The following is a 14557-nucleotide window of genomic DNA, read 5'->3' on the forward strand; positions in this document are numbered from 1 at the left end:
AGTGAACTGACGGCAGGTAGCCGCTCAGCACCCGGAGGGCCGAATGGACTACTACGCAATCAACAGCCTGCGTGAGAACCATGCAGGCTGGTCCCTGCTGCGCGCCCAGAACGGCCCGCTCGCCATCTCGTTTTTCATGGCGGCGTTCACCGCTCCAAACCAGCGCAACCTCGGCCGGCAGCAGCTCATCGACAGCCTGGACGACGTGCTCTTCGGCCTGCGGGACGCCTACGGTGAAGACAAGTTCCCGCGGCAGGCATCTGAATACCTGGACGACTGGGCCGCGGACGAACGCAAATGGCTGCGGAAGTACTACGTCACGGGCCAGGACGAGCCGCGCTACGATCTCACCGCGGCGGCGGAGGATGTCGTCCGCTGGGTGGAGAGCCTGCGAGGCCGGGACTTCGTCGCCACCCAGTCGCGGCTGACCAGCATCTTCGCGGTCCTCGAGCGGCTGGTCCAGCAGTCCGAGACGGATCCGGAAGTACGCCTCAAAGAACTCCAAAACCAGCGAGACGCCGTCGACGCCGAGATGCGGCGAATTCGCGAGGGCAACATCCGGGTCATGACGGCCCCGGAGGCCCTCGACCATTTCCAGCAGCTGACCGCCCTGGCCAAGGACCTCCTCTCGGACTTCCGCGAGGTCGAACAGAACTTCCGCAAGCTGGACCGTCAGGTCCGTGAGCAGATCGCCACCTGGGACGGCACGCAGGGCGAGCTGCTGGAATCGATCTTCGCCAACCAGCAGGACATCACCAGCTCCCTGCAGGGCCGGACCTTCCAGGGCTTCTGGGACTACCTCATGTCCCCGGACTCCCGAAGGAAGCTGCAGGAACTCCTCCAGCGCGCCACCCAAATCGAAGCCCTCGCCCAGACGGACAACCTGCACGCCATCACCAACCTGCACCAGGACTGGCTGCCCGCCGTCGAGCAGACCCAGGGCACCGTCCGCCAGCTGTCCCAGCAGATGCGCCGGCTGCTCGACGACAAGGTGTTCCTGGAAAACAAGCGCATCATGCAGCTCATCCGCAGCGTCGAGTCCGGTGCCCTCGCCACCCGGGAGCAGCCCCCGCAAGGGGACTTCATTGAAATGGCGGCGCCGTCAGTGGACATCACCCTCCCGTTCGAACGCCCGCTGTATGAGCCGAGCCGGCGGGTGATGGTGGAGGACCAGATCGAAATCGCCGACGACGCCGACGTGGATGCCGGCGCCCTGTTCAGCCAGTTCCACGTGGACAAGGAGCGTCTCAAGGCCAACATCGACGCCGTCCTGGCCGAGGCCGAAGCGGAGCAGGCCACCCTAGCCGAGATCACGGCCAAACACCCCGTCGAACAGGGGCTTGCGGAGATTGTGGCCTACTATCAGCTGGCCACGGAGTCGGACTGGGCCACCATCAACCCAGAGGCCGAGCAGCAAATAGCCTGGCAACTCGAAGACGGCAGCATCCGCGAAGCCACCCTCGAACAGATCATCTTTGGAAGGCCCGCATGAACCCGGCAGCAATTTCCCCAGCCACAACAGAGACGGAAAGCCGGACGCCGGAGGAACTTCCCGGCGTCGTCACCCGGCTCTTCAAAGGCGTGCTGTACGCGGAAGGGGACGAGAAGCTCTGGCAGTCGCTGCTGGGCCTGACCTCCCAGGTCCGCGACTACGTGTCCGTGCTGGGGCTGGACCTGATCCTGGACGAATCCGAGGGCTACGCGTTCCTGAAGTCGCGCGAGGATCCCGACGGCACGCTCCCCCGGCTCATCGCGCGCCGCACCCTCACCTTCAACGTCAGCCTTCTGCTGGTACTCCTCCGCCGCCGCATGATGGAGTTCGATATCAACAGCAGCGAGGTCAGGCTCATCATGACCGAACAGGAAATCGTGGACATGGTCTCGCTGTTCCGGCCGGAATCCAGCAACGAGGCCCGCACTCTGGACCGGCTCCGGGCCGACATCAAGAAAGTTGTAGAGCTCGGCTTTCTGCGGAAGCTCAAGGGACAGGCAGACACGTACGAGGTGGCGCGAATCCTCAAGGCGTTCGTGGACGCCCAGTGGCTGGAGGAGTTCGACACGCGGCTGGCGGCCTATCGAGCGACGCTCACGGGAACACCGGCTGATACAGCGGAGGAGGACGGCAAATGACCGCCGAACTGCAGGACACCCTGTTCAGCCTGGAGGAAAAAACGGACGACGGCGGCACTCCCCCGGGCTTTCGCCTGCGCCGTCTGGAGCTGCTGAACTGGGGCACCTTCCACCAGGGCGTGCGGACGTTCCAGCTGGACGGCGCCAACAGCCTGCTCACCGGGGACATCGGTTCGGGCAAGTCGACGGTCGTGGACGCGGTCACCACCCTGCTGCTGCCCGCGAACCGGATCGAATACAACAAGGCGGCCGGGGCGCAGAAGAAGGAACGCTCGCTGATGTCGTACGTGCGCGGCTTCCACAAGAGCACGCGCAGCACCGGCGGCGAATACTCCAGGCCGGTGGCGCTCCGCAACACCGGCGCGCTGACCGTGGTGCTCGCCGTCTTCCACAATGCCGTGCTGGACAAGTCGGTCACCCTGGCCATAACGCTGTGGGCCACCCAGGAAGCCGGCCAGCCCAGCCGCTTTTACTCTCTCGCCGAGGCGGACCAGTCCATCGCGGCGGATTTCTCCAACTTCGGCCAGGACCCGGCGAAGCTGAAGAAGAAGCTCCGCGCCGCCGGTGCCGCCGTCCATGACACCTTCGAACCCTACGCCGGGGCCTTCAAGCGGCAATTCGGCATCAGCGGCAACCAGGCCATGGAGCTGTTCCACCGCACGGTGTCGATGAAGCAGGTGGAAAACATCACCTCCTTCGTGCGCACCAACATGCTGGAGGAAGACAACGTCGGGGAGCGCATCGGCAACCTCATCCACCACTTCGACGACCTGAAAAAAGCCCATGACGCCGTGCTCCGGGCCAAGGACCAGATCGCCCTGCTGACGCCGATCAGGGAGGGCGCCGCGCAGCACGCGAAGCTGAGCCGCGACGACGAGCTTGCCCGCCAGCAGCGCGACCAGCTGCACCCCTGGTTCACGCACCGGAAGCTGCAGCTGAGCCTGGAACACCAGTCGGAACTGGAACGCACAGGCGAGCGGCTGCGGGAGGACAGCACCAAGCTGCGCACCGACATCACGGAAAAGCGGCACGAGCTGTCCGCCGTTCAGGAGGACATCCGCACCAACGGCGGCGGCCGGCTGGCGGCCATCGACGCCGACATGGCAAGACTTGCTGTCGAGTCCCGGACCCAGCGGCAGCGCTTCGACACCTACGCCGCAGCCGCACAGGATCTGGGGCTGCGCCCGCCTGAGGACAAAGTGCTTTTCGACGGCAACCGCGCCCGGCTCGGCGAGGTGGAAAAGCAGCTCACCGATCAGTCCGATGAGCTGCAGGAGAGCCGGACAGACCTGACCATCACCCGCACCGAGCTCAACGCGCGCCTGACCGAGATCGGCAACGAACTGCGCAGCCTGCAGTCCCGCCCCAATCTGCTGCCGCTCCCCCAACTGGAGCTCCGCCGTCGGCTGTGTGACGGAACGGGCATCGCGGAAGCGGCGCTGCCGTACGCCGGCGAGCTGCTGCGGGTCCGCGATGGCGAGGGCGCCTGGGAGGGTGCCGCGGAACGCACGCTGCACGGCTTCGCGCTGTCCCTGCTGGTGCCGGCCCAGCATTACGCCGCGGTGAGCAGCTGGGTGGACGCCAACAACCTGCGCGGCCGGCTGGTCTACCTGAGAATCGGGGAATCGCCGGCGGCCAGGACGGCGGAGCCGGGGACGCTGGCTGCGAAGATCGCCATCAAGCCGGGCACGCCGTTCCGCAACTTCCTGCTGGATGAGCTCGCCACCCGGTTCGATCACATCTGCTGCGACACCGTTGAGGACTTCCGCCGTTACCCCAAGGCGCTGACCGTCAACGGGCAGCTCAAGGGCGGGCGCGGCAGGCACGAGAAGGACGACCGGCGCGAGCTCACGGACCGGCGCAACTACGTGCTCGGCTGGGACAACCACGACAAGATCAGCCGCTTCCTCGCCGAGCAGGACGAGGTTAAGGGCCAGCTGCACATCACGGAGGCGCAGCTGAACAAGGTCAACGCGGAACTGGGTGATCTGGGAAGGCGGAACCAGCAGCTGGGCACCGTGCGTTCGGTGGCGGACTTCGGTGAGATTAGCTGGCAGCTCACGGCCCGGCGGATCGAGGAACTTAAGGCCGAGAAGCTGGAGCTGGAGACCGCCAGCGACGTGCTGAAACAGCTGACGACCAAGGAGTCCGCCGTCACCAAAGAGCTGGAACGGCTGGAGGAAAAGGCCGGCAAACTGCGCGAGCGGCTGGGCGCCAACGAGAAGGACGCGAGGGACATCGCGGAGGCGATTGAGGAATGCCGCGGCATCCTCGCCGAGACACCGCTGACGAACGACGGCGGGGTGCTGGCCGCCGTCGAACAGCTCACCGCCGCGGCGCTCGGGGACAAGACGCTGACGTACAAGAACACCGGCACGGCGGAGAGTTCGGTGCGCGCCGGGCTGACGGACACGATCGATGCGCTGTCCAAGAGGATCGCCCGGGCGGCGGAAGGTACCGTCCGGCTAATGGCGGACTTCCGCAACAAGTACCCGAACGAGACCACGGACATCGACGCCGCCCTCGAGGCCGCCCCGGACTACAACCGGCTGCTGGAGCAGCTGGTCAGCAACGACCTTCCCCGGTTTGAGGCGCACTTCAAGGAGTCGCTGAACCAGAACACCATCCACGAAGTGGTGGCGTTCAATGCGTTTCTGGACAGCCGGCGGCAGGACATCGTGAACCGGATCGGCGAGATTAACCAGTCGCTGGCGGGGATTGAGTACAACCCCGGCCGGCACATCCAGTTGGAGCACCAGAACACGTCGGACCAGGACGTGCGCGAGTTCGGCGTCGACCTGCGGGCCTGTTCGGAGGGGACCATCGGCGACGAGGACCAGTACTCGGAGCAGAAGTACCTGCAGGTGGAGCGGCTGATCGAGCGGTTCCGCGGCAGGGAGGGCCTGACTACGCTCGACGAACGGTGGACGGCCAAGGTCACGGACGTGCGGAACTGGTTCACGTTCTCAGCGTCCGAGAAATGGACCGAGACCGGCGAAGAGTTCGAGCACTTCACGGACTCCGGCGGCAAATCGGGCGGGCAGAAGGAGAAACTGGCCTACACCATCCTGGCGGCGGCGCTAGCGTTCCAGTTCGGGCTGGGATCGGGGGCGAACAGCGCCGCGGGCGCTGGGAAGAAGGCGAACAGCGGCCGGAGTTTCCGGTTCGTGGTGATCGACGAAGCGTTCGGCCGCGGGTCCGATGAGTCGGCGCGGTACGGGCTGCAGCTGTTCCAGCGGATGAAGCTGCAGCTGCTGATTGTCACGCCGCTGCAGAAGATCCACGTGATCGAACCGTTCGTCTCACACGTGGGGTTCGTGGCGAACACCAACGGCGACGACTCGCAGCTGCGCAACATGACCATCCAGGAGTACCGCGACGAACGGGACCGGCGTGCCGGCTGACGTTCCAAAAAAGTGGACTACGCTGGCTGACCTGCGGGCACTGTCACTGAAGAGTTGGAGCAGCGGTGCGCTGCTGCGGGAGCTGCTGGAACCCACCGGCGTCTATCCCCGCCGTCGTTCTTTGAAGCGCCCGACGGCGAACGAACTGTTGAGCGACTACGCTGCGGCCCGCAGCTGGGCGATCGAGCTTTCCGGAGGGGCAGGGCATTACCGTCTGGAGACGGTCGAGGTCGGCCGGAACACGATTGGCTCCAACCGGCTTCCGGCCGCGGCGGTTTTCGACACGGCCGAAGATGAGATCGCCTTCGCCGGCAAGACGAAGGACTCCCAGCGGTTCCGCGCGCTTGCCGCGGGGCTGTCCGGGCTCGACGCCTCGGCCGGCGCGCCGCTGAGGGGCTGGGCACTGAAGCGGCCGCTGCAGCTCCTGGAACTGGGCGAAGCTGCGCTGACTGCGGCCCGGGTGGCGCTGTGGCTGCGGGAGAATCCGTCGCCGGGCATCTACCTGAGGCAGCTGAGCCTGCCCGGGGTGCACACGAAGTTCATCGAGGCCCACCGGAGGGTCATCGACGAGATGGTGGCGCTGCTGCGGGCTGGGTCTGCGGATCCTCAGGTGGACTCGGCGGACGGTGGGACTGCGGCGGAGGAGGCAGCGGACATTGTGGATGTGGCCCTGGCCGATCCGGCGGGGCGCACTCCTGCCGCACGTTTCGCCGCGCGGCACGGGTTCCTGCATCCGCCGGAGCTCGTCCGGTTTCGGCTGCTGGACCCAGCGATTGGTGCTCTGGGTGCTGCGCGGGACATCACGGTGACGGCGGAGGCGTTCAGCACACTGCAGCTTCCGGTGCACACCGTCATTGCGACCGAGAACCAGGTCAACTTTCTCGCCCTGCCTGGACGGACGGGCACCTTGGCCCTGTACGGCGCCGGGTACGGCTTCACGTCGCTGCGGGATGCGGCGTGGCTGCGGGATTGCGAAGTCCTGTACTGGGGTGATATCGATACGCACGGCTTCAGGATTTTGGACCAGCTCCGGGCGGTCCATCCGCATGTGGAGAGCGTGCTGATGGACGAAGAGACGTTACTTGAGCACCGCGACGCCTGGGGACAGGAACCGTCACCGTCGAGGGCTGCGCTGACCCGGCTGGTGCCGCAGGAGCGTAAACTCTACGAAAGGCTGGGCAATGACACTTTCGGGTCAGCCGTCCGCCTCGAACAGGAGCTAATCCGCTGGGACTGGGCACTTGCGCGCCTCGGTGGTCTGGACCGGCCGGGATCCGCTGGTTGAACATTTCGACGCGGCGACCACTGACGGTGATGATGGCAGCGAACTTAGGGCCAGCTCGCCACAATGGCGGCGGACCGCTGGATCTCTCCCCCGTTCTCGAGGTTGACGCGGACCACGGGCGGCAGGCTTAACCAGCGGATAGGCTGCCGGCATACCCCAGCGCACGGCTGGCTTCCAGGCCCGCGCGGGCTATTACAGGCCCGAGCCGTTCCACGTCCGCGGGCCCGATCCGCTGGGTCGGGAACCCCAGGCCTAGGGCGCAGGCGAGCCGCCCGCCGTGGTCGAACACGGGCGCGCTGATGGAACCTACGTCTTCATTCCGTTCCCCGAACGCCGCGTAGAACCCCTGCTCCTTGGCTATCGCCGCCTGCTGCCGGAGCATCTCCACGGAGGCCGGCGTGTCGGAGGTAAAGCGGTCCAGGCCGTGCTCGTCCAAGGCGTCCCATGCCTCCGGATCGAACGCCAGGAAAATCTTGCCCGGCGCACCGGCGTGCAGCGGCATGACCATGCCCACCATGAACGGCCGCATCACCACGTGGCGCGTCTCGGCCACGGCAACGATAGTCCGAAACGATCCATCCCGGACATACAGGCACGCCGTTTCGCCGGTCTGATCGCGCAGCTGCTGCAAGACCGGCTTCACCAGCCGGACCACGTCCAGCCCGAACGTCCCGGGGGTAGCCCAGCGGACCAGCCCGATGCCGATCCGGTACCGGTCGCCGTCCCGGTCCAGGAAGCCCTCCCGCAGCATGTTCTGCACCAGCCGCTGACAGGTGCTGGACGGCAGACCCGTCTTCCGGATGATCTGCTGCAGTGTCGGCTCCGGAGCCTCAACCGAAAAACAGTCCAGGATCTCCGCCACCTTGTGCAGGACCAGCAGGGGTGAGGCCCCAGCCCCCGGTTCCGTCGCCACCGCTTCAACGTCCCTTCACTACTTTTTCCTCGAGCAGCCTCCAGCTTAACCAGCCGGAAGCGGGCCGCCGGAACGTGACCCATTTGACATTCTATCGGCGTGACCCACATCATGGGAACCGAACCCACCAGATGGGTTTTCCCCCTCGAACCCCCAGCACAATGACGTGGAGAAACTATGAGCACCGCCGAAACCACCTGCGAAACCGCGCCCGAGCCCAAGCGCCCGGGCTCCTCCAGGGTGGGACTGATCGTCCCGAGCTCCAACACCACTATGGAAACGGAGCTGCCCGAGCTGTTCCGCCGGCAAACCGAGGCAACAGGCCACAACTACACCTTCCACTCCGCCCGCGCCGGCATGAAGAAGGTCACCCGGGAAGAGCTGCTGGCCATGGTGGGCAAGGCAGCGGGCTGCGCCGAGGCAGTTTCCGATGCCGACGTGGACGTCATCGCTTACGCCTGTCTGGTCGCCGTCATGGCCCAGGGCCCCGAAGCGCATGAGGGCTCGGAGAAAGTCATCGCAGAGGCCGCCGCCGCAAACGGCCACCCTGCCCCGGTCACCAGCAGCGCCGGTGCCCTGGTCCGCACCCTGAAGGAAATCGGCGCGCTCAAGGTGGCCATGATCACCCCCTACATGAAGCCGCTCACCAAGATGGTGGTGGACTACATCGAAGGATCCGGCATCACGGTGCTGGACGCCATCAGCCTCGAGGTGGCGGACAACCTCGAAGTCGGCTGCCTTGACCCGCAGAACCTGCCCGCGCTTGCCCGCAGCCTGCAGCGCGAAGGCGCGGACGCCGTCGTGCTTTCCGCCTGTGTCCAAATGCCGTCACTCGCAGCGGTCCAGGCGGTGGAGGACGAGCTCGGCCTGCCGGTCATCACAGCGGCCACGGCCACCACGTACGAGATCCTGAAGGCGCTCGGCCACCAGCCCGCCATCACCGGGGCTGGCAGCCTGCTTTCCGGCGCCGGCGTCCTGACCCCTCTGAACTCCTAGGCGGCCGGCACCATGTCCCTGTCACTTATCGCGTTCCTCGTCCTGGTGGCGGCGTTCGCCGTCGGATCCTTCACCAAGATCAACGCCGGCCTGCTGGCCACAGTCGCCGCGTTCGGCGTCGGGACCCTCCTGGCCGGCATGTCCATCAAGGACGTCATCGGCCAGTTTCCCGCCGGACTGTTCTTCATCCTGGTCGGCGCCACTTTGCTCTTCGCCATAGTGCGGATCAACGGCACCATCGACCTGCTGGCCTACTGGGCTGAACGGCTCGCCGGCGACCGGAAAATTCTGGTCCCCATCCTGATGTTCCTGCTGACCGCCGCTCTGGCTTCGGCCGGCGCTTTCACCCCGGCGGCCATCGCCATCGTGGCCCCTGTGGGCCTGGCGCTGGGCATGCGGTTCGGCATCAGCACCCTGGCCATGGGCCTGGTCATCGTCCAGGGCGCCAACGCCGGCGCGTTCTCCCCGGTCAACCCGTTCGGCGTGCTGGCCAACAAGATTCTGGATGGTGCGGGAGCCGCAGACGATTCCTTCAAGCTCTACGCTTACTGCTTTCTCTTCAACGCCATCCTGGCCGCGATCGCCTACGTTCTGGTACAGGCCATCATGAAGCGCCGCGCGGCCAAGGGGGACGCACATCACCAGGCCGGTGACACCGGCGGCGCAAAGCACGACGGCGGCGCTGCCGCTACCCCCGGAAGCGGCCTGTCCGGCCCGTCCGGCACGGGAACCGCTGTGCTCACCGCCCCGGCACATGCAGCTACCGGAACCGCCACCAAGACCGGTCCCGAGAAGGTAGCCGCAACCCCCATGCGGATCCTCACCTTGGTGGGCATCGCCTCCCTGCTGGTACTCACCACCGTCCTGGGCATGGACGTCGGAGTCGCGTCGCTGGTCATTGCCATGGTGCTGATCGTCCTGAACCCGGGCGTGCAGAAGCCGGCAGTGGAAAGCATGCCGTGGTCCGCAATCATCCTGGTGACCGGCATCGTCACTTACGTGGGCATGCTGGAAGAGATGGGCGCGCTGAAGGAACTGCAGGAAGGCATCGCAGGCCTGGGCAACAGCTCCCTTGCCGCCCTCATCACGAGCTACGTGGTGGCCATAGTCTCGGCCTTCGCTTCCACCACCGGCACCCTGGGCGTCATCAGCCCGGTGGTCGAACCGATCGCCATGGACCCGCTGCTCACCCCCATCGGCGTAGTGACGGCCATCGCGATCAGCTCCTCGGTGGTTGACGTGAGCCCGATGTCCACCAGCGGTGCCCTGCTGATGGCGAGCGCGCAGCCCAAGGACGAGCGGATGTTCTTCCGGGCGCTGCTGCTGTGGGCTATCGCGATGATCGGCGTGGTGCCGTTCCTCGTCTGGTTCCTGTTCGTCCAGCTCGGCCTCGGCTGACCATTGCACATCTGAAGGGAAAGGGGTGGGCTGTCGCCACCCCTTTCCCCTTCTCATGGCGGCGGAGCTTGGGCCAGTCCTAGTCCTGCGGGCGGAAATGCCCCGGCCAGTCCTTGAGCCGGATCCGTTTGAGGTCGTGGACCGTGCCTAGCGTGCCCCACTCGTCCGGGCCCAGCCGGGCCAGTGGCTCCAGCAGGTCGATCCGCGGGTGGCTGCCCTCCAGCACCGCATCGCTCACGGCAGCGTGCGTCACTTCGCCGAAAACAAGGGTGGAGTCTCCCATCGGCAGCACCGAGTGGAGACGGCATTCGAGCACCGCCGGTGATTCCTTAACGCGCGGCGCTGCCACGGTGAGGCTCGGCTCACGGGTCAGGCCGGCGGCGTCGAACTCACTGACGTCCGGTGGGAAATTGGTGCCTGTGGCATTGACCTCTTCCAGGAGTGCGGCCGGGGCGAGGTTAACCACGAACTCTCCGGACCCGGTGATGTTGCGGAGCGAATCCTTCTCCCCCACCGACGTGAACTGCACGATGGGGGGATTGTTGGAAGCCACGGTGAAGAACGAGTGCGGGGCCAGGTTATCAACGCCCTCCGGCGAGACGCTTGAAACCCAGGCGATGGGCCGGGGCACCACCACCGCGGTGAGCAGACGGTAGAAATCCCGGGCGGACGTGGCCGTGGGGCTGAAATCAGTTCGCATGCTGCCAGACTAACGGTCAGGGCAGCCCAGGAAGGAGACAGGATATGAGGTTCCAGCCATACCGTTCACCATCAACCGGGCGCGAGGTGCGCGCCGTCCTCTTCGACACCTTCGGCACGGTGGTGGACTGGCGCACCGGCATCGCCCGGCAGGCGGCCGCCTTTGCGGCTGCACGTGGGCAGGACCTCGACGCGGAGGCGTTCGCCGATGACTGGCGCGCCCTTTACCAGCCGGCGATGGAGGCCATCCGCTCCGGATTTCGTGAATTCGCCACCCTGGATACGCTCCACCGCGAAAACCTGGACCACGTGCTCCGCCGCCACGGTTTCAATCCAGAACGGCTGAACACACGGACCCTGGATGAGCTGAACAAATCCTGGCACCGCCTGCCCCCATGGCCGGACAGCGTCGAGGGCCTGACCGCCATCCGCCGCCGCTACATCGTGGGCCCCCTTTCCAACGGCAATACCTCCTTGTTGCTGAATATGGCCAAGACTGCGGGCCTGCCATGGGATGTGATCATTGGCTCGGACCTGACACGCACCTACAAGCCGCTGCCCCAGGCCTACCTGCGGACAGCGGAAATTTTGGATCTCCGGCCCGGCCAAGTGATGCTCGCCGCCGCGCACAACACCGACCTGCATGCTGCCCGGGAGGCGGGGCTGGCGACGGCGTTCGTCGCGCGCCCCACCGAGTACGGGCCCGGCCAGGCTGCAGATCTGGCACCGGAGAGCGATTGGGACCTCTCCGCGTCGAGCATCACCGAGCTGGCCCGCAGGCTCGGGGCCTGAAGGCCAGCTTTCGCACACAGTAGAACGGCTGCCCCGCCACCAGCCAGCAACAGGGGCAGTGGAACCTCCTGGGGACGGTCCACCGGAACAGCCGCTGGCCTTGCTACGATTGCTACGGAGGCAGCCATGACAACTATCCCGCACCGCGAGCTCCGCAACCAGAGCAGCAAGATCCTCGAGCGCGTGAAGAATGGCGAAACCATCGACGTCACCAACAACGGCGAGGTGGCAGCTACCCTGATTCCCCCTTCCGCCTCGCCCTTCGAACGGCTGCTGCTGGCCGGAAATGTCCGCCCCGCCTCTGGTCCGGTCGATTTCCAGGTCCTACGCCGTGTCACGTCCGGTGCAGGCACCTCAGAAATACTGTCCGACCTGCGCGGCGAGCGTTGATCATTTACGTAGACACCTCAGCGGCACTCAAACTCGTCGTCGAGGAACATGAGTCAGCGGCTGTGGCCGAGTACCTGTCAGCTGGTGTGCGCCAAGGTCACCAACTGGTAGCCTCGATGCTCCTGTACACGGAACTCCATTGCGCCGGAAAACGCCGCGGGCTGCCGGCCGAACTCATAACCACAGTGTTGGGCGGAATCAACCTTGTGGATCTCGCACGTTCGGATCTGATGTATGCGGCCGCGATGCCGGGCAAGCTGCGCAGCCCCGACGCCATCCATCTAGCCACCGCTATCCGGCTGCAGACGGACGTGCTGGTTGCCTACGACCAGGAGCTGGGTGCGGCAGCGGCAGAAGCAGGGCTCACTGCCCTGTCGCCAGAAAAAGCGCGGTAACGTCCAAGCCGGTGCAGGCCGTCACTGGTGTGGCATCAGAATCAGGCTTGTCCAACAAACGCGTCGCACCACTTGTTAGGCTGGACTCCCCGAACAAACGCAAGAGGAGGCATAACGTGCACGAGGACGCCGTCCGGTTCCTGTCCCAGCCGGTGGAGGCTCAGCCCGGCTCGCCGCTCCGCGTCGCCGTCTACTCCCGGATCGCCGAGGCCATCCGCAACAACCTGCTCACGCCCGGCTCCATGCTCCCCACCGAAACCGACCTCGGCACGGACATGAAGGTCAGCCGCACCGTGGTCCGCGAGGCGCTCATGCTGCTCGAGGAGGACGGCCTCATCCGGGCCCGCCGCGGCGTCGGCCGGTTCGTCTCCGACACCCTCCCCCGAATCGGCATCGAACGCATCCGCCCCTTCGAGGAGGTCCTTGGTGGTGGTTCCGGACAGCACCTCGAGATCAAACGCGTGCAGGTGGTGCGGCAGCCCGCCTCCGAGTTCGCGGCCCCCGGCGTCGGCGTCGAACCCGGCAGCGAGGTCTGGCTCTGGGAATCCGTCCTGATCCGGGACGGCGAGCCCATCGCGCACCTGCAGGAAAACATCTCCGCCCAGCCCCTCAGCATCGGCAACGCCTCCCCCGCACCGTTGGAGCTTGACGACGACGGCGGCACCACGCTGCTCGCGGCCCTCAACTCCCGCCTCGGTAGGGTTTTGGGCCCCGGCGAATGCCAAATCAGCCTCAGCCAGGTGGGACCCAGTCGCGCCAAGCTGATGGACCTGCGCGCCCCGGACCCGGTCCTCGTGCTGACGCAGTACGTCAGGCACGCGAACCGGCCCTTCTACCTGGCCAAGTGCCTGATCGCGGACCGCGCCGGGCACCTCTCGGTGATGCAGTCACTCCAGTCCTGAGTCGCGCCTCCGTCAAGGGGTGGGGCAGGGCAATGACCCCGCCCTTACCCTGCTGCCGTTTGCCGCTGTCGTCCGGCCAGACCGAGCAAGGCCATGGCATCAGACAGGCAAGTCCTGAGGCTATGAGCGGGGTGATCTCGCTGTCCGGGTGCCGGAACGACTCCAGGGTGACCCGCTTCCATAGGATGCCAAAGATGTAGACGGCGCCCAACCACCCAACGGCCCGCCCCAGCCACGGCTTGGCAAGCAGCAGAACGGTACCCGCCGCTTGGCTGGCCAGAGTGGGCCACGGCGCCGCCAGCCCGCTGCCCATGTTCCACATATCGCGTGCGGGGCCGGGCAACGGCGACATTCACGCCGCAGTCACTCCTTGGTGTAGGCGACCAGCTTCTGCTCCTGGCGGCCCAACTTCTCGATGCTGATCTCCATGCGGTCTCCTTCGCGCAGGTATGGGAACCTGCCGGAAAGCGCGACACCCTGCGGGGTTCCGGTGTTGATGATGTCGCCGGGCTCCAGGACCAGATACTGGGAAAGATGCCAGACGATGTGTGCCACGGAGAAGATCATGTCCGAGGTGTTCGAGTCCTGCCTCGTTTCCCCGTTCACAGCGGACCGCAGACGCAACTGCTGCGGATCCCCCACCTCCGCAGCGGGAACCAGCGCCGGACCCAGCGGGTTGAACGTCGCGCAGCACTTGCCCTTAGACCACTGCCCGCCTGAGTGTTCTACCTGAAACGCCCGCTCGGACACATCGTTGCTGACTGCATAACCGGCAACGTAATCCAGTGCTTCCTCGGGCGACTCGAGGTACGAGGCGCGCTTGCCGATGACAACCGCCAGTTCCACCTCCCAGTCCACCTTCTCGGCTCCGGGCGGAATTACCACGTGGTCAAAGGCACCCACCACGGTGTTGGGGTGCTTGAAGAAGAGAATCGGGACCGACGGCGGGGCGTCACCAGATTCAGCAGCATGGGCAGCGTAGTTCTGACCGATGCAAAGCACCGCCCCCGGCTTGGCAACGGGTGCGCCGATCCGCAGCGACGCCGCACCTTCGAGTTCTGGCAAGCCCGCCTTGAGTGCTTCGCGCACCTTGGCGATCCCATCGCTGGCGAGAAAGTCCCCGTCGATGTCCGCGGTGATGGCCCGCAGGTCGAAGTACTTCTCGCCTTCCTTTGCTACGGGCAGTTCCAGCCCGGGCTCGCCCAAGCGCATGAGTTCCATTAATCGTTTCCTTGGTCTTAGTAGGGGGATTG

The 14557-nt window shown here is 65.9% G+C and carries 13 protein-coding genes; 10 read left to right on the top strand and 3 right to left on the bottom strand.

The window, feature by feature from the left end:
* The first annotated feature begins 43 nt into the window (after nt 1-43).
* From M1E01_RS14560 to M1E01_RS14575, 4 genes are read left to right on the top strand one after another with little or no spacing between them, the layout of a single operon-like run.
* Entirely contained in the window at nt 44-1492 is a 1449-nt protein-coding gene (locus M1E01_RS14560) for a DUF3375 domain-containing protein (RefSeq protein ID WP_457972274.1), read from the top strand.
* The gene (locus M1E01_RS14565; protein ID WP_457972275.1) at nt 1489-2130 is read left to right on the top strand and encodes a DUF4194 domain-containing protein; all 642 of its coding nucleotides are present in this window, start codon (nt 1489-1491) and stop codon (nt 2128-2130) included. Before M1E01_RS14560 ends, M1E01_RS14565 begins: the two co-directional genes overlap by 4 nt.
* Entirely contained in the window at nt 2127-5534 is a 3408-nt protein-coding gene (locus M1E01_RS14570) for an ATP-binding protein (RefSeq protein ID WP_457972276.1), read from the top strand. The genes M1E01_RS14565 and M1E01_RS14570 overlap by 4 nt, the downstream gene beginning before the upstream one ends.
* Complete coding sequence (locus tag M1E01_RS14575) at nt 5524-6819, top strand: Wadjet anti-phage system protein JetD domain-containing protein (protein ID WP_457972277.1); 1296 nt, start codon at nt 5524-5526, stop codon at nt 6817-6819. Before M1E01_RS14570 ends, M1E01_RS14575 begins: the two co-directional genes overlap by 11 nt.
* Nucleotides 6820-6946: 127 nt before the next feature.
* Here the strand turns inward: M1E01_RS14575 and M1E01_RS14580 are convergent, their stop codons facing one another.
* Nucleotides 6947-7732, bottom strand: coding sequence for an IclR family transcriptional regulator (locus M1E01_RS14580; protein WP_457972278.1), 786 nt, complete (start codon nt 7730-7732; stop codon nt 6947-6949).
* A gap of 177 nt (nt 7733-7909) precedes the next feature.
* On the opposite strand from M1E01_RS14580, the gene M1E01_RS14585 reads away from it, so the two are divergent.
* On the top strand, nt 7910-8728 hold the full coding sequence (locus tag M1E01_RS14585) for a maleate cis-trans isomerase family protein (protein WP_457972279.1): 819 nt from the start codon (nt 7910-7912) through the stop codon (nt 8726-8728).
* Between the two features lie 12 nt (nt 8729-8740).
* Nucleotides 8741-10126 carry an SLC13 family permease gene (locus M1E01_RS14590; protein WP_457972280.1) on the top strand — a complete coding sequence of 462 codons (1386 nt, stop codon included), beginning with the start codon at nt 8741-8743 and terminating at the stop codon, nt 10124-10126.
* A 79-nt stretch (nt 10127-10205) separates the two neighbouring features.
* On the opposite strand, the gene M1E01_RS14595 is transcribed toward M1E01_RS14590, so the two are convergent.
* Entirely contained in the window at nt 10206-10826 is a 621-nt protein-coding gene (locus tag M1E01_RS14595) for a flavin reductase family protein (RefSeq protein WP_457972281.1), read from the bottom strand.
* A 44-nt stretch (nt 10827-10870) separates the two neighbouring features.
* On the opposite strand from M1E01_RS14595, the gene M1E01_RS14600 reads away from it, so the two are divergent.
* The 4 genes from M1E01_RS14600 to M1E01_RS14615 all read left to right on the top strand — a co-directional run bounded on the left by M1E01_RS14600 (nt 10871) and on the right by M1E01_RS14615 (nt 13304).
* The gene (locus M1E01_RS14600) at nt 10871-11617 is read left to right on the top strand and encodes a haloacid dehalogenase type II (RefSeq protein ID WP_457972282.1); all 747 of its coding nucleotides are present in this window, start codon (nt 10871-10873) and stop codon (nt 11615-11617) included.
* Between the two features lie 126 nt (nt 11618-11743).
* Nucleotides 11744-12007, top strand: coding sequence for a type II toxin-antitoxin system Phd/YefM family antitoxin (locus M1E01_RS14605; RefSeq protein WP_457972283.1), 264 nt, complete (start codon nt 11744-11746; stop codon nt 12005-12007).
* Nucleotides 12004-12402 (top strand): type II toxin-antitoxin system VapC family toxin, encoded by a 399-nt coding sequence (locus M1E01_RS14610; RefSeq protein ID WP_457972284.1) that lies wholly within the window; start codon nt 12004-12006, stop codon nt 12400-12402. Before M1E01_RS14605 ends, M1E01_RS14610 begins: the two co-directional genes overlap by 4 nt.
* Nucleotides 12403-12518: 116 nt before the next feature.
* The gene (locus tag M1E01_RS14615) at nt 12519-13304 is read left to right on the top strand and encodes a GntR family transcriptional regulator (protein WP_457972285.1); all 786 of its coding nucleotides are present in this window, start codon (nt 12519-12521) and stop codon (nt 13302-13304) included.
* Nucleotides 13305-13667: 363 nt separating this feature from the next.
* On the opposite strand, the gene M1E01_RS14620 is transcribed toward M1E01_RS14615, so the two are convergent.
* Nucleotides 13668-14525, bottom strand: a complete 858-nt coding sequence (locus M1E01_RS14620; protein WP_457972286.1) for a fumarylacetoacetate hydrolase family protein — start codon at nt 14523-14525, stop codon at nt 13668-13670.
* Nucleotides 14526-14557 lie beyond the last annotated feature (32 nt).

Source organism: Arthrobacter sp. D1-17 (assembly GCF_054130535.1).

Bases quoted from the DNA above. Each gene is read 5' to 3' on its own strand.
- M1E01_RS14560 (WP_457972274.1), top strand. From the start codon at position 44: ATGGACTACTACGCAATCAACAGCCTGCGTGAGAACCATGCAGGCTGG.
- M1E01_RS14565 (WP_457972275.1), top strand. From the start codon at position 1,489: ATGAACCCGGCAGCAATTTCCCCAGCCACAACAGAGACGGAAAGCCGG.
- M1E01_RS14570 (WP_457972276.1), top strand. From the start codon at position 2,127: ATGACCGCCGAACTGCAGGACACCCTGTTCAGCCTGGAGGAAAAAACG.
- M1E01_RS14585 (WP_457972279.1), top strand. From the start codon at position 7,910: ATGAGCACCGCCGAAACCACCTGCGAAACCGCGCCCGAGCCCAAGCGC.
- M1E01_RS14590 (WP_457972280.1), top strand. From the start codon at position 8,741: ATGTCCCTGTCACTTATCGCGTTCCTCGTCCTGGTGGCGGCGTTCGCC.
- M1E01_RS14595 (WP_457972281.1), bottom strand. From the start codon at position 10,826: ATGCGAACTGATTTCAGCCCCACGGCCACGTCCGCCCGGGATTTCTAC.
- M1E01_RS14600 (WP_457972282.1), top strand. From the start codon at position 10,871: ATGAGGTTCCAGCCATACCGTTCACCATCAACCGGGCGCGAGGTGCGC.
- M1E01_RS14605 (WP_457972283.1), top strand. From the start codon at position 11,744: ATGACAACTATCCCGCACCGCGAGCTCCGCAACCAGAGCAGCAAGATC.
- M1E01_RS14620 (WP_457972286.1), bottom strand. From the start codon at position 14,525: ATGGAACTCATGCGCTTGGGCGAGCCCGGGCTGGAACTGCCCGTAGCA.